At 38.8% G+C, this 20,774-nt stretch carries 14 protein-coding genes; 10 read left to right on the forward strand and 4 right to left on the reverse strand.

All coding sequences use genetic code 11. The features are described from left to right. Nucleotides 1-15: 15 nt before the first annotated feature. The 3 genes from I6J02_RS14960 to I6J02_RS14970 all read right to left on the reverse strand — a co-directional run bounded on the left by I6J02_RS14960 (nt 16) and on the right by I6J02_RS14970 (nt 6,333). Nucleotides 16-5,088, reverse strand: coding sequence for a beta strand repeat-containing protein (locus I6J02_RS14960; protein WP_201678648.1), 5,073 nt, complete (start codon nt 5,086-5,088; stop codon nt 16-18). 446 nt (nt 5,089-5,534) lie between these two features. Next, complete coding sequence (locus tag I6J02_RS14965) at nt 5,535-5,984, reverse strand: KTSC domain-containing protein (protein WP_201678649.1); 450 nt, start codon at nt 5,982-5,984, stop codon at nt 5,535-5,537. A gap of 124 nt (nt 5,985-6,108) precedes the next feature. Further along, complete coding sequence (locus I6J02_RS14970; protein ID WP_201678650.1) at nt 6,109-6,333, reverse strand: VF530 family DNA-binding protein; 225 nt, start codon at nt 6,331-6,333, stop codon at nt 6,109-6,111. Between the two features lie 394 nt (nt 6,334-6,727). Here I6J02_RS14970 and I6J02_RS14975 point away from each other — a divergent pair, with 394 nt between their 5' ends. The 9 genes from I6J02_RS14975 (at nt 6,728) to I6J02_RS15015 (ending at nt 19,127) form a co-directional block, all read left to right on the forward strand. Further along, nucleotides 6,728-10,018 carry a SusC/RagA family TonB-linked outer membrane protein gene (locus I6J02_RS14975; RefSeq protein ID WP_201678651.1) on the forward strand — a complete coding sequence of 1,097 codons (3,291 nt, stop codon included), beginning with the start codon at nt 6,728-6,730 and terminating at the stop codon, nt 10,016-10,018. Between the two features lie 17 nt (nt 10,019-10,035). Beyond that, a complete protein-coding gene (locus tag I6J02_RS14980) occupies nt 10,036-11,814 on the forward strand; it encodes a RagB/SusD family nutrient uptake outer membrane protein (RefSeq protein WP_201678652.1) in 1,779 nt (592 codons plus the stop codon). Nucleotides 11,815-11,914: 100 nt separating this feature from the next. Beyond that, on the forward strand, nt 11,915-13,570 hold the full coding sequence (locus I6J02_RS14985) for a DUF4091 domain-containing protein (protein WP_201678653.1): 1,656 nt from the start codon (nt 11,915-11,917) through the stop codon (nt 13,568-13,570). A gap of 231 nt (nt 13,571-13,801) precedes the next feature. Further along, nucleotides 13,802-15,019, forward strand: coding sequence for a hypothetical protein (locus I6J02_RS14990; RefSeq protein WP_201678654.1), 1,218 nt, complete (start codon nt 13,802-13,804; stop codon nt 15,017-15,019). A gap of 1 nt (nt 15,020) precedes the next feature. Further along, entirely contained in the window at nt 15,021-15,725 is a 705-nt protein-coding gene (locus I6J02_RS14995) for a hypothetical protein (protein WP_201678655.1), read from the forward strand. A gap of 12 nt (nt 15,726-15,737) precedes the next feature. Then, nucleotides 15,738-16,388: an XAC2610-related protein gene (locus I6J02_RS15000; protein ID WP_201678656.1), complete on the forward strand. Its 651-nt coding sequence runs from the start codon at nt 15,738-15,740 to the stop codon at nt 16,386-16,388. Then, nucleotides 16,369-16,719, forward strand: a complete 351-nt coding sequence (locus I6J02_RS15005) for a hypothetical protein (protein ID WP_201678657.1) — start codon at nt 16,369-16,371, stop codon at nt 16,717-16,719. Before I6J02_RS15000 ends, I6J02_RS15005 begins: the two co-directional genes overlap by 20 nt. Before the next feature lie 204 nt (nt 16,720-16,923). After that, nucleotides 16,924-18,198, forward strand: a complete 1,275-nt coding sequence (locus I6J02_RS15010; protein WP_201678658.1) for an MFS transporter — start codon at nt 16,924-16,926, stop codon at nt 18,196-18,198. 248 nt (nt 18,199-18,446) lie between these two features. Then, nucleotides 18,447-19,127: a hypothetical protein gene (locus I6J02_RS15015; protein WP_201678659.1), complete on the forward strand. Its 681-nt coding sequence runs from the start codon at nt 18,447-18,449 to the stop codon at nt 19,125-19,127. Nucleotides 19,128-19,137: 10 nt separating this feature from the next. Here the strand turns inward: I6J02_RS15015 and I6J02_RS15020 are convergent, their stop codons facing one another. Continuing rightward, complete coding sequence (locus I6J02_RS15020) at nt 19,138-19,716, reverse strand: hypothetical protein (RefSeq protein WP_201678660.1); 579 nt, start codon at nt 19,714-19,716, stop codon at nt 19,138-19,140. Between the two features lie 113 nt (nt 19,717-19,829). Here I6J02_RS15020 and I6J02_RS15025 point away from each other — a divergent pair, with 113 nt between their 5' ends. Further along, nucleotides 19,830-20,702: a DUF808 domain-containing protein gene (locus tag I6J02_RS15025; protein WP_201678661.1), complete on the forward strand. Its 873-nt coding sequence runs from the start codon at nt 19,830-19,832 to the stop codon at nt 20,700-20,702. Nucleotides 20,703-20,774 lie beyond the last annotated feature (72 nt).

Consider the following 20,774-nt stretch of genomic DNA (forward strand, 5'->3'; position numbering starts at 1 on the left):
CTTTTTCATGACCATTTACTCATTAATGTGAGCGGGCTTTTCTCCGTACAGTTGTTCGATACGCTGCAAACGTTCGTTCATGTTTTTTACAGTTTCTTTCAGTGAATCAATTTCCTGCTTTTTAAGATCTAATTGTTTCTTTTGTTCAATAGTGTGCAGGTATAATTCCTCTACTTTTTCCAGAATCTGTACACTTAACTGGGAAATATTAAAAATATATTCACCTTTTTCGTTTTTAGTAAGGCCTTTAATACCTGTTACGCCTGGAAGGTGCTTGTTTTCATTAATAAATGTCTCCACTTCGGCCAGAGACTTAAATGTATAATCGCTGTTCAGCTTAGAAGCTCCTTCAAAATAATCTTCAAATACATAATCTGCATAAAGAGAAGATGCTGTAGTAATTGTTCCGTTGACAAAGAGTTTGGCAGTAGCATCTGCTCCTGTAAGAGCAGTTGCACCGGCTCCAATGGCTACATTTCCTGTCTGATAAATATTATCTGTATTGGTAGTTGCACCGTTTGAAGTTCCTTGTACTCTCCATGGTTCCAAAGTGTTTTGGTTTACCCATTGTGGCACCCCTGTAGCACTGGTAGTTAACACCTGATTGGCGCCTGCGTTGGCTAGTTTGCCTTCTGTAATCGTGCTGTTTGCAATATCAGCATTAACAATAGTTCCATCGGTTATTTTTGCAGAGGTAATTGAACCATCAGCAATACTTAAAGCTGCGGCAGTCAAAACAGAACCGGACAAAGAATTTGCTGCATTCACTGTAATAATACCATCAGTAGTTAATGTTTTACCAATACCTCCTGTACCCGAGGTGTTTACGGATAATGTTCCGTCAGCTGTTACAGATAATCCAGTACCGGGTTTTACAGCTCCGGTTGTTAATGTTGTTGCCGGATTTACGGATACTTTGTAATCTGTTGCATTACCTGTAACAGTTTCTGCTACCGTGGTGTTGCTTCCATTAGAAACAGTTATTACTTTTTGATTATTTTGAACCATGTTTTTAAGATCAAGCATATTAATAGTTCCTGCTTCGTCTTTGTAGGTGAGTTTGTTTGTCACCGGATCGTAAGTGAGTACAGTCAGTGTTTCATTACCTGTTACCAATGAACTGATGTTGATATTAGTCGGCAGATTTTTCTCATCAGTGTAGGTCAGAATCTTGGTTGCATTATCGTATGCCAGTGTAGTCAGTGTCTCATTGTTCTTAACCAGATTGCTGATATCAAGCGTATTAATAGTTCCTGCTTCGTCTTTGTAGGTGAGTTTGTTTGTCGCCGGATCGTAAGTGAGTACAGTCAGTGTTTCATTACCTGTTACCAATGAACTGATGTTGATATTAGTCGGCAGATTTTTCTCATCAGTGTAGGTCAGAATCTTGGTTGCATTATCGTATGCCAGTGTAGTCAGTGTCTCATTGTTCTTAACCAGATTGCTGATATCGAGTGTATTAATAGTTCCTGCTTCGTCTTTGTAAGTGAGTTTGTTTGTCGCCGGATCGTAAGTGAGTACAGTCAGTGTTTCATTGCCAGTCACGAGTGAGCTGATGTTGATATTGGTTGGTTTACCCTTCTCATCAGTGTAGGTTAGAATTTTAGTTCCGTTGTCGTAATCGAGAGTGGTGAGTGTTTCGTTGTTTTTGACCAGGGTACTGATGTCCAGAATATTATCATCACCTTTTTCATCTTTGTAGGTGAGTTTGTTTGTCACCGGATCGTAAGTGAGTACAGTCAGTGTTTCATTACCTGTTACCAATGAACTGATGTTGATATTAGTCGGCAGATTTTTCTCATCAGTGTAGGTCAGAATCTTGGTTGCATTATCGTATGCCAGTGTAGTCAGTGTCTCATTGTTCTTAACCAGATTGCTGATATCGAGTGTATTAATAGTTCCTGCTTCGTCTTTGTAAGTGAGTTTGTTTGTCGCCGGATCGTAAGTGAGTACAGTCAGTGTTTCATTGCCAGTCACGAGTGTACTGATATTGATCGTAGTCGGCAGATTTTTCTCATCAGTGTAGGTCAGAATCTTGGTTGCATTATCGTATGCCAGTGTAGTCAGTGTCTCATTGTTCTTAACCAGATTGCTGATATCGAGTGTATTAATAGTTCCTGCTTCGTCTTTGTAGGTGAGTTTGTTTGTCACCGGATCGTAAGTGAGTACAGTCAGTGTTTCATTGCCAGTCACGAGTGTACTGATATTGATCGTAGTCGGCAGATTTTTCTCATCAGTGTAGGTCAGAATCTTGGTTGCATTATCGTATGCCAGTGTAGTCAGTGTCTCATTGTTCTTAACCAGATTGCTGATATCAAGCGTATTAATAGTTCCTGCTTCGTCTTTGTAAGTGAGTTTGTTTGTCACCGGATCGTAAGTGAGTACAGTCAGTGTTTCATTGCCAGTCACGAGTGTACTGATGTTGATCGTAGTTGGCAGATTTTTCTCATCAGTGTAGGTCAGAATCTTGGTTGCATTATCGTATGCCAGTGTAGTCAGTGTCTCATTGTTCTTAACCAGATTGCTGATATCGAGTGTGTTAATAGTTCCTGCTTCGTCTTTGTAGGTGAGTTTGTTTGTCACCGGATCGTAAGTGAGTACAGTCAGTGTTTCATTGCCAGTCACGAGTGAGCTGATATTGATCGTAGTCGGCAGATTTTTCTCATCAGTGTAGGTCAGAATCTTGGTTGCATTATCGTATGCCAGTGTAGTCAGTGTCTCATTGTTCTTAACCAGATTGCTGATATCAAGTGTATTAATAGTTCCAGCTTCGTCTTTGTAGGTGAGTTTGTTTGTCACCGGATCGTAAGTGAGTACAGTCAGTGTTTCATTACCTATTACCAATGAACTGATGTTGATATTAGTCGGCAGATTTTTCTCATCAGTGTAGGTCAGAATCTTGGTTGCATTATCGTATGCCAGTGTAGTCAGTGTCTCATTGTTCTTAACCAGATTGCTGATATCGAGTGTATTAATAGTTCCTGCTTCGTCTTTGTAGGTGAGTTTGTTTGTCGCCGGATCGTAAGTGAGTACAGTCAGTGTTTCATTGCCAGTCACGAGTGTACTGATATTGATCGTAGTCGGCAGATTTTTCTCATCAGTGTAGGTCAGAATCTTGGTTGCATTATCGTATGCCAGTGTAGTCAATGTCTCGTTGTTTTTGACTAGCGTACTGATATCAAGTGTATTAATAGTTCCTGCTTCGTCTTTGTAGGTGAGTTTGTTTGTCGCCGGATCGTAAGTGAGTACAGTCAGTGTTTCATTGCCAGTCACGAGTGTACTGATATTGATCGTAGTCGGCAGATTTTTCTCATCAGTGTAGGTCAGAATCTTGGTTGCATTATCGTATGCCAGTGTAGTCAGTGTCTCATTGTTCTTAACCAGATTGCTGATATCAAGTGTATTAATAGTTCCTGCTTCGTCTTTGTAGGTGAGTTTGTTTGTCGCCGGATCGTAAGTGAGTACAGTCAGTGTTTCATTACCTGTTACCAATGAACTGATGTTGATATTAGTCGGCAGATTTTTCTCATCAGTGTAGGTCAGAATCTTGGTTGCATTATCGTATGCCAGTGTAGTCAGTGTCTCATTGTTCTTAACCAGATTGCTGATATCAAGTGTATTAATAGTTCCTGCTTCGTCTTTGTAGGTGAGTTTGTTTGTCGCCGGATCGTAAGTGAGTACAGTCAGTGTTTCATTGCCAGTCACGAGTGTACTGATATTGATCGTAGTCGTCAGATTTTTCTCATCAGTGTAGGTCAGAATCTTGGTTGCATTATCGTATGCCAGTGTAGTCAGTGTCTCGTTGTTCTTAACCAGATTGCTGATATCAAGTGTATTAATAGTTCCAGCTTCGTCTTTGTAGGTGAGTTTGTTTGTCGCCGGATCGTAAGTGAGTACAGTCAGTGTTTCATTGCCAGTCACGAGTGTACTGATATTGATCGTAGTCGGCAGATTTTTCTCATCAGTGTAGGTCAGAATCTTGGTTGCATTATCGTATGCCAGTGTAGTCAGTGTCTCATTGTTCTTAACCAGATTGCTGATATCAAGTGTATTAATAGTTCCAGCTTCGTCTTTGTAGGTGAGTTTGTTTGTCACCGGATCGTAAGTGAGTACAGTCAGTGTTTCATTACCTGTTACCAATGAACTGATGTTGATATTAGTCGGCAGATTTTTCTCATCAGTGTAGGTCAGAATCTTGGTTGCATTATCGTATGCCAGTGTAGTCAGTGTCTCATTGTTCTTAACCAGATTGCTGATATCGAGTGTATTAATAGTTCCTGCTTCGTCTTTGTAGGTGAGTTTGTTTGTCGCCGGATCGTAAGTGAGTACAGTCAGTGTTTCATTGCCAGTCACGAGTGAGCTGATGTTGATATTGGTTGGTTTGCCCTTCTCATCGTTGTAGGTCAGAATCTTGGTTGCATTGTCGTATGCCAGTGTAGTGAGTGTTTCGTTGTTTTTGACCAGGGTACTGATGTCCAGAATATTATCATCACCTTTTTCATCTTTGTAGGTGAGTTTGTTTGTAGCCGGATCGTAAGTGAGTACAGTCAGTGTTTCATTACCTGTTACCAATGAACTGATGTTGATCGTAGTCGGCAGATTTTTCTCATCTATGTAGGTCAGAATCTTGGTTGCATTGTCGTATGCCAATGTAGTCAGTGTTTCGTTAGCTTTAACCACATCTTTAAGATTAATCGTTACGGGATTCCCATTTGAATCTATAAATGAAATCTCAAACGTAGAAGGATTGTAGGTAATATTAATAGCTCCCGAAGAGTTACCGGCAGGAATCCACTTGTTTCCGTCGTTATAATATATACCAGGAGAAACATCGCCGACCTTTGCCGTATTGTATACCATCATACCCGGTACATGCTGATTACTCTGTAATGGAGCCGGATTAGTAGTAGATTGTAATTCTACTCTGGAAAAAAGCAAGCCTTTGTATTTACTTGAAAGCTCAAGTATGGCATCTTTATTTGGCAGATTGGATGCACCGGTGATTGATCCATCTCCGATTTTTTGCTGCGCATATCCTGTTGCTACTGCAAAACACGATAGTAGAAATAATAATAATTGCTTTTTCATATTAATGTTAATAATGGAAACCTTCCTCAGATCTGTACCTTTTCTTATACAGGTATTTTATCTCTCTTAAAATCTATTTTTTGCGAAGATAGAGGAGATAAAAAGTATAAGAAAACGGGAAAAACAAGTGTAGTACACTAGCTACGTTTCATTTTGTTTAAATGAATGTTGTGTCTTTTTAGAAGAGATATAACTACATACTGTTCTTTAATTTGTAGCACTTCCTTTACAGCCTTTTTGTTGTCTAATGTGTTTTTTTTTTTCTTGCTGAATTCAGGATTTCTAAGTTGAGATGGTGTTATTGCAAACAGTATCCAGCGTAGTAAGAGGGATAAACGCAGATTGTCTGTTAATAAATTTTTTGAAGGGAATATGTCAAAAAAACACCTTTTAGTTTTCTAAAAGGTGTTTTTTTATGAATTTTGAAATTCTGAATTACAGGGTAATTAAACTGGTTCAGAAGTCTTCAATACATTTCTGTACGGGTAGGAATGAAAAATATGTCTTCTTGCAAAACGTCCCGGAGAATCGGCATTAATAAACTTAATATAATCGTTCTTAGCTACACCAAAATATTCATACTGACTTCCATCATGAAAAGTAATAACCAATACCTGTGCTTTCCAGTCAAAATCGGCAATAGCAGAGTTTGTAATAGTCGCAATGTATATAGGTAATTGATTTTCAATTGTTTCCGGGCAGATGCTTACTAGGAAATGATATGCTTCTATCATTTCTTTACTTTTGATCTCAGCGGCAATTCTTCCCTCTTCATCATTCACAAATTTATCCGGATGACATTCTTTCATTATCGTTCTGTAAGTCGATTTTAATGTTTTAAGATCAACCGATTTATCTACGTCCAAAAGTCTTCTGTAGTCTGCAATTTTTTTCATGGCTGCAAAGGTAGACATTCTTCAACGATAATCTGCTATTCACAAGCTAATTATCCTGTAGCATTGGTAAGTCGATGAAATAAAATACCAACAAATAAGGCTTTAATGACTACAGAAAGTTATGTTATTTTTTACTGGTAATCTGTACATATAAATCTTCTACTTTCTGCCGCGCCCAAGGTGTTTTCCGCAGAAAAGTAAGAGAAGATTTCAGGCTGGGGTTTTCATTAAAGCAACGAATTGGAATACGTCTGCCCAGACCTTCCCAGCTGTCGAAATGATCAACCAGATATTCAATAATAGTATCTAGCCGAACTCCGTGTAATGGATTGTTGGGTTGCTCTTTCATAGCGTAAAAGTAAGAAATATAAAAAATTAAAAAGTATTCATCCTTTAACATTTGTTTATTTCAACTTATATTTTTAAAATGTTAAGAGTTTATTAATATTAAACTTTTTTAAGATATTTTAGTTTTATGCACGATTTTTTATGCTGCTAAATCGATAATTAATTTTTTATTGTAAACTTTTTTAAATATATTTATGATTACAAATAAACCTGTTACAGATATCTGGTCTTACAAAGCCACCTATCTTTATGATAAATCAAACTTATGAAAGGAGGTAAACTTTTAGCGCTGTTTACGCATTAGACAGCCTGTTCTGAATTACAATTTCACACAAACTTGGATCTATTTTAACAGCTAAACAGTAGTATCAATAACCTGTTAAATCTAGTTCTAAATGAAAGCACCTAACTATTCCTCCGGATATGGCTATAAGGTCAGTATTCGGAAAAAAAAAGTTTTTTCATGGGGATTTTCCTTATTGTTACTTGCAAATACTTCTTATGCAAGTGATAGGAATCTATCCCTGATGGAATCGTCAACTACATCAAGCCTTTTTGATAAAAATAATCCGCTAAGAATAACTAATTCTTTAATAGGCCAGCAAGAACTCTCCGGACGTATTGTCAATGAACAGGGAGAAGCTGTTGCGGGTGTCACTATTAAAGTCAAAGGGACATCTATAGCCGCATCTACAGATAAAAGCGGTGAATTTCGAATCAATGCGCCTGCAAATGCAACGCTTCTGATTACCGCTGTAGGATATGCGCCTCAGGAAAAGATCATTTCCGGTACCGGAACAATACAGATTGTATTGAAATCGTCTGTCAGTGATCTGGAGGAAGTCGTTGTGGTCGGCTACGGCAAGCAAAGTAAAGCCTTAGTAACAGGAGCTGTATCTCAGATCGGAGGGGAAGTCCTTCAAAACAGATCTATATCGCGTGTCAGTCAGGCATTGCAGGGACAGCTCCCTGGATTGAATGTATTCACCGGAAACAGTGGAGGAGCACCTAATGCTACACAAAGCATTAACGTAAGAGGATTTACCGGATTAGGTACTTCCGGATCTCCGTTGATCGTTATTGACGGTGTACAGGGAGGCGATATCAACACGCTAAATCCCGATGATATAGAGAATATTTCCGTATTAAAGGATGCAGCATCTGCAGCTATCTACGGTTCAAGTGCTCCTTATGGGGTGATTCTTATTACTACAAAACAGGGTAAAAAAGGCAGTAAGCCTGCAATTTCCTATAATAATAATCTGAGCTGGGCGCAACCGATTAATCTTCCTAAGATGTTGAATTCCCTGGACTTTGCCAATTTATATAATGAAGCAGCTTTAAATGGAGGCAGAAGTGCGATTTTCAATCAGGAAACCATAGATCGTATTATCGCTTATCAAAATGGATCTCTGACAACGGAAACTATTGCAAGTACTGCGCCTGGAGCTAATGAATATTACACCTGGAATGCCGGTAATGCCAATAACGATTGGTTTAAAATCTATTTCAAAGATTTAGCTTTTAGTCAACAGCATAATGTCGGTGTCTCCGGTGGCTCCGAAAATACCACATACTATGTAGGATTGGGTTACAATGACCGGGCAGGGATGTATAATTATGGTGTGGACAACTATAAAAGATTCAATGTCCGCACGAATATAACAACCTCGGTTGCCAAGTGGCTGGATTTTAGCTGGAGAGGTAGTTTCTCCAAGGAACTCACGAATACACCTAATACTTACAGTGGGAAGACCGGAGGTAACTATATGCATCAGATTGCCAGAAAATGGCCAACAGTACCGCTATATAATCCTGATGGCAATTTTTCAGAATCCAGTGATGTGCTATTACATCTAGATGGCGGAAGGACAAAATCCACACTGGACAAGGCATTATTAACAGGTGAATTTGTTTTCAAACTGGCACCCGGATGGACTGCCACAACAAACTATACTTTTGATGCGTCTTTTCAGGATGAGAATTCCCATACCAAAACTTTGTATTCTCTCCGTCCTGATGGGTCACAGTTCCAGATCGGAGGAACTTATCCGAATGGTTTGAGCCGGTCTAATTACCGGATACAACATCATATTATTAATGCATTTACCAAATATGAAAAACAACTCGACGATCATTTTTTTAGTGTAATGGGTGGTTTTGTACGTGATTATACAGAGTTTCAAAGATATGGAGCAAGTAACAGCCAGTTGTATTCAGATAATATTCCGTCCTTATCAGGTACTTACGGACCAGCACCCTCTATAAGTGATTTTATCCGAAAAATAGCTTCTGACGGATTTTTCGGACGTGTCAACTACAACTACAAGCAAAAATATCTGTTTGAATTTAACGGGCGCTATGACGGTACTTCCCGTTTCCTTGGAGATGTAAGATGGAAATTCTATCCGGGTGTATCGTTGGGATGGAACCTGGATAAGGAAGCATTTTTTGAACCGCTGCTGCCAGCCGTTTCTGCATTTAAACTTCGGGGTTCGTACGGAGCACTTGGTGATCAGGCATTTTTGGACACAGATCCGAATAATCCTGTCTGGTATCCCTTTTATCCAAATATGGGGACATCCAGTCCTCCAAATACCAACTGGCTTTTCGGAGGTAACCAGCAAGCTTCAGTCACACCTCCTCAGCTTGTTAATCCGGATCTGACCTGGGTCACGACTACTACACTCAACATCGGGGCGGATATGAGCTTTTTACAGAATAAACTGAATGCTTCATTTGACTGGTATATTCGTAAAGCAGATGATTTTGCCGGACCGGCGCAAGCATTACCAGGTACTCTGGGAGCTACTCCGCCGACAGTCAATAATGCCGCTATGGAAACAAGAGGTATGGAACTGAGCCTGAGCTGGAGAGATAAAATTGGAGAAGTAGGTTACGGAGCTCGTCTTTCTCTGAGCGATTATAAAGGTAAGGTGACCAGATATCCGAATCCGACAGGACTTCTCAATACCTGGTATGCAGGGCAGACTATGGGCGAAATATGGGGATATACCACATATGGATTATTCCAGAATCAGGCTGAAATAGATGCTGCTGTTCCGCAGACAAAAATATCTGCCCGGACGTGGAAACCGGGAGATGTACGTTATGTGGATCTGAATGGGAATGGAGAGATAGATTTCGGAAGCAATACGGTTTCTAACCCGGGTGATCGTAGTGTTATCGGAAACAATACGCCACGTTATGCTTTCGGATTTACAGGTGATTTGAACTATAAAAGTTTTGACCTGTCCTTTTTTATTCAGGGTATAGGCAAACGGGATGCATGGATAGGTTCTAACTATTTCTGGGGGATTACAGGTGATGAGTGGCAAAGTTCACCTTTTGATGTGCACATGGACAGATGGAGTGAGCAGAATCCGAATGGTTATTTTCCTAAATTTTACCTGACGGATGAAAATGGAAAAAATACACAGACACAGACAAGATATCTGCAAAATGCAGCTTATCTGCGATTAAAAAATCTGCAGGTAGGATATGCTTTACCAAAAGAGTGGCTTGATAAAATCGGTTTCGGTAAAGCAAGGTTATATTTTGGGGTAGAGAACCTGTTTACAGTGACTAGTCTGATCAAAACAATGGATCCTGAACTCTCTATAAGTGATTCCAAGATTTATCCTTTGCAGCGGACCTATTCGGCGGGTATCAATTTCTCCTTTTAACTTTAAACACATTTGAAATGAAACGTATTCAATTAATAATATGGACTGTTTTGGGATTTACTTTGTTAAGTAGCTGTCAGAAAGATCTTCTGGATCAAACTCCCGAAACCAATATCAGTGACGCTGATTATTGGAAAACTTCAAACGATTTGAAGTTATATGCCAATAACTTTTACAATAATATGCTGCCTAATTATAATGGCTGGGGTAGTATGGGGATCTATAGTCTGGATGCGGATGGCAGTGATAATATGATAGCCGTGAGTTATAATTCGGCATTGAACGGCGAGCGTGTGGTGCCTGGCAGTGAGGGTGGATATGGTGCATATTCGGACTGGAGTCAACTTCGTAATGTTAACTATTTCCTCGCTAATTACTCCCGTGTTCAGGAACCTTTTGACAATATGAAGACCTATGTTGGGGAAGCATTGTTTTTCAGAGCCTATTTTTATTTTTCCAAACTCAAGACCTTTGGTGATTTGCCCTGGCTGAATATGCCGTTAACACCTTCTTCTCCGGAAGTATTTAACGAACGCTTACCAAGGAATGTTGTGGTAGATTCTATTATGAATGATCTGGATAAGGCTGTGAGTTATCTTCCCAGCAAAGGACTTGCGGAGGCATCGCGAATTACCAAAGAAACAGCTATGTTGTTTCAGGCGCGGATAGCCCTTTATGAAGGAACATGGGAACGCTACCAACAAGGGACTCCTTTTGCTGTACAGGGATCTGATGGTAAGAAATATCTGGAAAAGGCAGCAGCTGTTACTACAGCATTACTGGACAATCCGGGAGGCTATGCTTTGACTCCATTCGGGACTGATCCAAATGCTTACTGGAATCTGTTTAATCAGGTAAACTATAGCGCTAACAATGAGATTATGCTTTGGCGTGCTTTTAGTCTTGCTCTTAATCTGGGACACAGGTGGCATCGGTATTCAAATTCAGGTGCCGGCAGAGGGTTGACAAAAGATCTGATAGATGCCTACCTCTGTAAGGACGGTAAACCGATAGCTGTAAGTGCGCTTTACAAAGGTGATGCAACGCTGACAGATGTGGTAACAGATCGGGATCCGCGTCTAGCTCAAACCATCTATGTCAATGACGGCCAGCATATACTGACGAATAACAGACCAAACGGACAGGCTCCCGTAGTATTTCAATATCCGTCCTTTGAGGTTGCAAATGAAAATAAATCAATTACGGGATATCAGCTATATAAAGGACATAATCCGGACTACAATCAACAACAGGATCTAGGTACCACGGGACAGATTATTTTCCGCTTTGCGGAAGCTTATCTCATATATGCAGAGGCAAAAGCGGAATTGGGGCAGCTTACACAGGCTGATCTGGATCGAAGTATTAATTTGCTGAGAAGACGGGTCAATATGCCTGATCTCAATCTTGGAAATATTACTCCAGATCCCAATCAAGAATTTCAAAATATAAGTCCGTTGCTCAATGAGATACGTCGTGAGCGCCGTATTGAGCTTGCTGCAGAGGGATACCGAGCTGATGATTTGTTCAGATGGGCAGCAATGGAAACGAAGCTCGCCGGACGGAAACCCAAAGGTGCAAAACGTGCGCAATGGGAAGTTGCCGGAATTCCGGAAATCACCTCTACCGCAGTCAAAAGTTTACCTGTAGATGCAGAGGGCTATATAGAATATTACCAGAACATAGCCGGATTAAAGAATGGATTCCAATTTAAACTGGATCGTGATTATTTATCTCCGATTCCATTGGATCAGATTACCCTTAATCCTAAAATTAAACAAAATCCAGGTTGGTAGAAAGTTGAATTTTATCAGGCGGAAATTTTTTTCTGCCTGATAATTTCGATATGAAGATCCTGAATTGTGAATTTATTATCCATATTAATAAAAGGAAATTATGAAACTTAAATCGTTACTGGCAGTTGTTTCGCTGCTCATGTTTTGCTCTTTTCAATCCTTCGCTCAGCAGTTTTCTGCAATGCTGCTCGATCCGCTTGAAAAGGTATTGCCGGAGACTGTATATCCCTTTGATACCTTTAAAGAGGTTCATGTAGCTAAAGGAGAATGGGCCAGTGCTCAGGTATTGTTGAGAAGTACTCAAGATATCAAAAATGTTAATATTACTGTTGTTGCAGACGGTCTTTCAACAAAAAGAATCAAGTCCGGACCGGTAGGCTATGTGCATGCTGACAGGCAGTATACGAATGCAGGAATAGATCGCTTGATTTCTTCCTCCGGATATTATCCTGATCCGATTATGGAAGGACAGGCTCTGGATCTGAAAGCGGGAATTGCACAGCCATATTACATTAGCATTCCAATAGATGAGGCTACAAAAACCGGTACATACAAGGTTAAGCTCAGCATGACTGCAGAGGGTAAAAGTGTGGAGAAAGATTTTGATATTCATGTGCATAATGTCACCCTTGGACCGCAGAAATTATGGGTCACCAATTGGTACAGTTTGAGTGCTGACAGGTTAAAGTTGATGAATAACGGGAATAAAGTGGAGCCATATAGCGAAACGTATTGGAAAATAATAAATGTCTTTGCGAATAAGATGTCCGAATATAGTCAGAATGTAGTTTTGATCTCGCCATTAGACCTTGCAAGTTATAAATTGGAAAAAGGAAATTGGAAAATTGACTTCAGACATTTTGATCAGACAGTAGAGATTTTTAAAAAGGCAGGTGTATTGGGACGTATAGAAGGGGGACACATTGGCCAGCGGTCCGGAGATTGGGCAAGCTCCTTTGTCGTCCGTGTACCTGTCCCGGAATCCGATAGTGTAAAATTTGAAAATGTCGCTATTCAGGATCCAAAAGCAAAAGAGTTTTACAAGGCATTCTTTCTCGCATTACAAGAACATTTGCAGAAAAGGGGACTTTCTGCTATTTACTTTCAGCATATTGCGGATGAACCAACAGGAGATAATAAGCAATCATACATTGATATTGCTACTTATGTCAAATCTATCGTTCCTGATTTCAGAATAATGGAGGCCTGTCATAGTAAAGATCTTGCAGAAACAATCGATTTATGGGTGCCGCAGTTGGATTTCCTAAGTAAAGATTTTAGTTTTTATAAAGAACGTCTTAAGAAAGATGATGAAGTATGGTTCTACACTTGTCTGTCACCCCGGGATAATTACGCAAACCGCTTTTTGGATCAGCCTTTGATTAAAACTCGGTTACTGCATTGGATCAATTATAAATATGGGATAGATGGCTATTTGCACTGGGGACTTAACTATTGGAATGATGATCCGTACAGGGAAACAACAGGTATCAATAGTGAAGGTGGCAATATTCTTCCTGCAGGAGACTCCTGGATTGTATATCCTGGATATCACAAGCTATACGGATCAATCCGGCTGGAAGCTATGCGTGACGGCGTTAATGACTATACGTTGCTACAGATGTTGGAGAAAAAGAATCCAGTACTTGCTAAAGAAATCATTGATAATATGGTTTTCAGATTTGATTGGTATGACACCAGCATCAGTCATCTTCGGAAAATGAAAATGAAAATTCTGAAAGGACTGGAAGAGTAAGGTGAAACGTTTGAATAGCTGTCCAAAAAGCTAAGCTATACCGGTTTTTCGGCTATGCATTCCAATATGCGGTTTTGCAGTCCGGAATCTCAATTTGGATGACAGGCAAATTCCTGTATGCTTTTTGGATAGCTTTTTGTTGTTCTGTTTGGAGTGCAGATAGTTTAATATGCTGAGTATACAGTTTATTGAAGGATAGCACTTATCTTTATTAAACTTTTAACTAATCAAATGGAAAACCTGATGTCTCCGGCTAATATCAAGGCTGTGATTTTGTCATTGCTTATTCTGACTTTTACGTATTGGTATTATGCGAATCAGCAACTGACATTCTTGAGTTTTGGGACGGCAGTATTGGGATGGATTGCTGGTATTGTCGTCGTTCTGTTATGTGCAGGTATGGTGAGATTAGCCGCTCATCTGGTTGCATCAGAGATTATTTATCCTCACCTTATATTTCGTTTTTTACAACCTTTTCTGGTTTTGCTATTGCTGTTTTGGTTAGGGTATGGAATATTTTATATCGGCAGCTTTGGCTATTCCTATCAGTTTACCGCATTATTAAAGCATTTTTTACGACTACATCTTCCTTATATAGCAGGTGTCAGTATTATTCTGGCAATTGGGTTGTCGTGGCCCTTTCAGTTGCAAAAGCTGAACGTTAATGTGTTATTTTACAGTAATATAAAGTTTGCATTAGGTGTTGCCGGAGTATTTGTCGTCACTATTTTTTTGCTGTATTGGACTAAACTTATCAAGCAACCTGATCTGGATACAAGATTTATGTTGTACCAAACTTTAGATAATCAGTTTGATCTGGATGGGGTGGAAGTAAAGTTGCTGCTGGATGCAGGGACACAGCATCATGCAAGTGAGCCTTATTTTTTACCGGAAAAAAAAGAGCTTATTATTAACGTTTTAGCCGAGAGTTCAAATAAAAATCCTCCGTTGCATAAAAGCTATAAGGTGGACAAAGAAGGAAAGATTATAGCCAATCTGGATATAGATACGCAATTTTCTGCCGCAGATGGCCCATTTACATTTGAAAACGGATGCATCAGATCAGGAAATAATAAGGAATTGACCACCTGGGTATTGGACGGAAATAAGAATTTTCGCAGTGCTAACAGTCTTTCTGCTCCTAACGAATGGAGTATTAGTATAATAACTCCTGATCAGGATCAACTTAAAACAGATCATTTTTACAAAACATCTAAAATTCAATGCACAAATCAAGATAGTGTAAGATGGAACGGTACACGATACTATTCCGTTGCGTATGGAAGCGATACTGTGCGTTTCAAGATAGACCAAGTATATAGTCATAACAGGGGAGGAGAAGAATGTGCTGAACAGAGAGTTGAATATTTTGTATGCAGAGGCATGAATTTTGATTTGATTCGATTAAACGGGCAGATATACTATACTCTAAAACAAAAAGTTAAGTAATATGAGGATTTTAATTTTATTGTTACTGATATCCCTGACTGCTCAGGCGCAGAAGAAAAATGAGATAGCTGTAGGATATGCAGATACTTATGATAATCTGCCGACGATCAAATTTAAAAAATCGACAAAGGAAGAATATGACTTATGCAAGCCAGCCATAAAGCCGACTTCTTTAGTTTTGAAGGAAGAGAAAGGGAATATGCTATTGCCTACAAAGCAAGGAATCGTCAGATTGCAGAAGTATACGGACAGGGCCAAAGAAGATTTTAAAGGTTATGAGTATTCCGGTTATTTTTCCGGATTAGGGATGTATGTGGTGAATAGTATACATGTAGCTGAGCATATAGGATTCAGTGACAGAATACTCATAGATAGTATAAGCGGATATCAGTATGCTATTGTTTCGATCGGTGATGATGCTGTAGAAGTTCCTGTACCATCTCCTGAAGAAAATTATCTGCTGTATTATTATAATTATATATATGAAAATAACAGCTGCTTTTTGGGGATACTACATGTCAATAAAACAGCTGCTCCGGAAAAACTGTTATCGGAGAAGATGAGCTTTCAGACCAAAGACTGGGCAGTAGAAGAAGTCAGATGGAAAGATGACCATACTATTATCGTGAAAGCGCGTGTTGTCAGTAAGGAAAATAACGCTGATAAAGTTACTTACTTATATTATCTGGCAGAATTAAAATCTTAGCTAAGAAAAATTATGCGAAAGTTCCCGGTTCTCTTAAGTGTTTTATTTTTATTTATATGTGCTTCTGCAAGTACTGTAAACAACTATACACGTTTCACCAGTAAGGGCACATCTGTTAACAATCATTTGATAAATGTCAGTGCGGATACCGTATTGGATTATTATCCTTTTGAGGATAGTTCTTATGTTCTTTCTGTCAGGGTTGCACTTGATCCGGATGCTGAGGATACAGTATTATACATACAAAAACAATCAGATAATAAAACTACCGTATTATGGAAAGAACTTCTTTCTCTGCCTGAATGGATTGAGTTTTGGTCTGAAGATTTCAATGGCGACGGTTTGGAAGACGTGCTTATCTACGGTGGTACCGGAGCACGGGGAGCAAATGAATTATACTATTTGTATATAAAAGATCCGCAGAAACATACTCTGGTGAAAGTCCCCGGATTTGAAGTGATACCAAATGCCCAATATCTCCCTGAATATAATGTTATTCTGAGTTATGCTTATGCCGGGAAAAACTATTTTATCCTTTATAGAATTGACAAAGACAATGTTATTCATCAGTTGGGAGATGCATTTGAGGATGATCCGGAGAGTGATTCGGATGAATTTGAAAAACAAATTAAAACCATTCTGCATGTCACAAAAGAAAAATAAGGGTATTAATGCTTATCTTCTTGTTGCATTGTTATTAGTCGTGATTGTCTGGCTTATGGTCGGAATAAGTAAAGATGATGAGTTCAATGAATATAGTGTTTTCTTAAAGTACCGCCCGACGGTACAGCTGTATTTTGAATCCCCTCTTGGGATGGACGATATGCCTCCGGATTTTCCTGAGAAGCTGAGGATAAAACAAGCCATATATGATGATTTTGTACTTACAAAACATTGGAGTGATCAGGATATTTATACGATAACAGCAGAATTTATACTCCTTTTTACACTTATACTTTTGTACATAGGTGTTCGTAAACAACTAAAAAAATAGAAGTTTCGTCCTTCTCAAACAGTCTGTTTATATCTGAGTCTCATTTAGAGATCTTTCTTAAGATATTTCTTCTAAGTCCTTTTTGTTTCGTGGTTGAGTTTTTATTGAAAAATATTTTTCAATAAAGTGATTAAAGTTTACTTACTGTAGAATGAAATCGTTGTGGAAATTTGTAATTTCACTTCAACTTAATCACAACTAATTATGAGCACTATTAAATCAACCAAACTTTTTACGGCCAGTTGTCTGGCTTTACTGGTCACTTCTCTTTCCTTTGGCATACGCGCCGGAATGATGAATCAATTAGGCATAGATTTCCAGTTAAATGCTACACAACTCGGAACGATTACAGCTACTGCATTCTGGGGATTCCCGCTTGCTATTGTAGTCGGTGGTTTTGTAGTAGATATCATCGGAATGAAGCGTCTACTGGTCATGGCATTTTTATTCCATTTAACAGGAATTGTGTTGACCATATTCGCACAGGGATATTGGAGTTTGTTTTTCTCGACACTATTGATTGGTATTGCCAATGGAACAGTAGAAGCAGCCTGTAATCCTTTAGTGGCAGCATTGTATCCGGAAGAAAAAACGACACGTCTTAATTATTTTCATTTGTGGTTTCCCGGAGGGATTGTCATAGGAACACTGTTGGTGACATTATTTGTTCATCTGGGAATAGGCTGGCAATTTCAGGTCGCCACTATGCTGATCCCAACTTTAATTTATGGTTACCTTTTCTTAAAACTTGAGTTTCCGGTAACGGAGCGCGTATCTTCCGGCTATTCTAGTGCAGATATGTATAAAGCTGTTTTCAGTCCCTTATTTTTATTCATGTTTGTCTGTATGTTTATGACCGCTATAACAGAGCTATTCACAGGCCAGTGGATCAGCCTTTTGCTAAAGAATGTGACCGACAATGCCATTTTACTGTTGACAATTACAACAGGTATTATGGTAGTGGGACGAGCTTTTGCAAAACCCATTGTAAAAAAGCTGGCTCCTCAGGGAGTTTTACTGTTTTCAGCTGTTTTTGCAGCTCTCGGATTATATCTGTTAAGTACATTGTCCGGAAATTCTGTGTTTTTTGCTGCACTTATATTTGGTATTGGGGTATGTTATTTCTGGCCAACAATGATTGGTTTTGTGGCGGAAAATATTCCTAAATCGGGTGCACTGGGAATTAACCTTTTAGGTGGAGCTGGTATGTTTGCCGTATCTCTATATACGATCTTTATGGGTAATTTTTATGATGGTTTGATCATCAGACATTTACCTGAAGGAGCAGATCTTCAGGAATACAGTACTGCGGTGGAGGGCTCAGTGGAAGCTACTGCATTTGCAACAGCCAGGAACCTCGCGGGTCCGGAAGTACTTCAGGTGACATTGATTCTTCCTGTCGTATTGATTTTTGCATTTTTAGGATTAGTGTTGTATATGAGGTATTTAAGGAAATCGCAACAGACTTCCAAAGTATAAAATATCATTTTCAGATTTATCTTAGATACGTTATGAGCAGCAGATTTAAGAGCTCTTAGTTTTATGAAATTTATATGTGTATATATCATTCATCAGGCAAAATCACTAATTTTAGATCCATTGATAATATGCTTTGTTGACAAAGAAATGCTGATATGACCCTACACAAAAATAAGCACAGAAAACTTATATCACTTTTTTGTCTGATTTTCAGTCTTTTGTTGTTTATGTCCTGTAATGGTTCAAAATTGTCAAAGGAAAGAATCACAGATCTTTCATGGATAGGAGCGGATATTGCTATATCACAAAACCTTACAGATAAAAATGAGAATGAAATCTCTGTAAAACTATTTGACAAAAATGGCGATATCATTAGCAATGATAGTGTGCAGATCAAACTTAATGGGGTAGATCTTGAGCTTCAGAAAAGACAAGGCTTATATTATACTAATGAGACCAGATATTACAGTACTGATATTCCTGTTGATAAAGGGTATCACCTGATAATAAATCTAAGTGGTAAATGGTACGCATTAGGCAGTGTAGCTCTTATTCCGGAAGTAAATGAGGAAGATATTGTTACAGATAAACAGACTGATCGGGAGAAAGATTTTCACATAAAATGGAATAATCTGAAAGAAATACATGAGTTGTCCGTTTCAAAAAGTGTCCTTCTCAAGAAATCTACTCCTCTGGAACAAATACACGAGTATAGTGAAGAAGAAATCCGTAAGATACCGGCAGATGGTAATTTTACCGTTCCGGTATCTTATTTTTCGGATTCTACATCTACAATCAGCTTCTTAATATTGAAATTTAATGCCTCAAAACAAGGAAAGGTGAATCCGGAACTACTCAGAGGAAGTCAGATCAACGTGAGGGGGGCAATTAAAAAATCGTTTGACTTTGATAATGAAGGTCCTCAGTAAGTTTCAGTCTTCAGGGATATGTCTTAATTTCCTGCCAAAGCATGTAGCCGCTGGAAGTTTTTCCTGAAGTGTTTGTATAATTAATGAATACCCATTTATCATCTATTATATTCTCAAGATCGATATGTACCTTGTCACCTTTTAGGAGATAAGTCTGAAGGCGGGAATTACTTTTGGTCACTTTATAAAAGTAAGCTTTATCTGTTTTGATCAGGTAATCTCCAGGTATTTGAGTTGTTATTTTCTGATAATTACCTTTAAAATCTTCCGGCAGATTTTCAGCAATACAATCATAAAAAACTGCGTTCAGGCTGTTCTTTTCGAAGTCAAGTTTTATTTTGCAAGAACTTTGCTCCTGTGAGGTCAGCAGGCATACATTATTTTTCAATGTACCCTGACCACTAAATGTGCCGTGTGTACCCGACGGAGTATTCCACCACGCAAATACATCTCCTGTTATTTGCGAATTATTCTTGCGGACTGCTATTGTACAGGATGCCCCGTTTTTATTGCTGAGACGATACACACCAGTCTGAGCGTCTACGGGTATCAGAATAAAACTCAAAAGGAAACTGATCAAAGTCTTCATTGTACATAATAACATTTGCAATGAAATTTTGTTCCGGAAAGAAAGAAAAAACAGATTACGGGTTGTATGAATTTAATTTATATTTTTATACCCGTACAACTAAAATATAACACATGGCATCAGGTATTTTTGCGATTTTGGATGATATAGCTGCTTTAATGGACGATGTAGCAGTAACCAGTAAAATAGCTACACAAAAAACTGCAGGAATATTAGGAGATGATCTGGCTGTCAACGCAGAAAAAGCGACAGGGTTTCTATCTTCACGCGAATTGCCCGTACTATGGGCAATCACAAAGGGATCCTTTATCAATAAACTCATAATAGTTCCCATTGCTTTGCTTCTTAATGTGTTTTTTCCGGTAGCGATTAAGTTTATACTAGTTTTGGGCGGATTTTATCTGGCTTATGAAGGAGTAGAAAAAATTATTGAATACTTTTTTCATCGTTCCAAAAAAGGCCATGAAGTCATTGAAGAAAGGCAGGAGAATAATGGGGATTTTGAAAAAGCTAAAATAAAATCTGCAGTTACAACAGATTTTATTCTTTCCGTAGAGATTGTCATTATAGCCTTGGGTACAGTATTGGACAGAAGTCTGACACTGCAGATTATAACTGTTTCTGTTGTTGCTATTCTGGCTACAGTCGGGGTATATGGTATCGTTGCACTGATTGTGAGAATGGATGATGCCGGTTATAAACTCATCAAACATTCTAACAATAAAGGTTTCTTGTCCAAAGTAGGCCAGTTGCTGGTGAGTTCACTTCCGATTATTATCAAATGTCTTGCTGTAGTAGGTACGGTAGCCTTAATCCTAGTATCAGGTGGGATTTTTGTTCATAATATAGACTATTTACATCATATAGCTCCGAATGTTCCATCCATTGTAAAAGAAGTATCAATCGGATTGATAGCAGGGCTTCTCGTAGTGGCTTTAGTGACAGCCAGCAAAAAATTGTTCGGTATGTTCCGTACAGCGGATTAGTCTTTTAGCAAAGCTGCTTTCTTCCTCAAAAGCTGGTGCAGGCGTGCCGCTTGTACCAAGATAGAAATGGAT

This window comes from Sphingobacterium spiritivorum, from assembly GCF_016725325.1.
Taxonomy (GTDB): domain Bacteria; phylum Bacteroidota; class Bacteroidia; order Sphingobacteriales; family Sphingobacteriaceae; genus Sphingobacterium.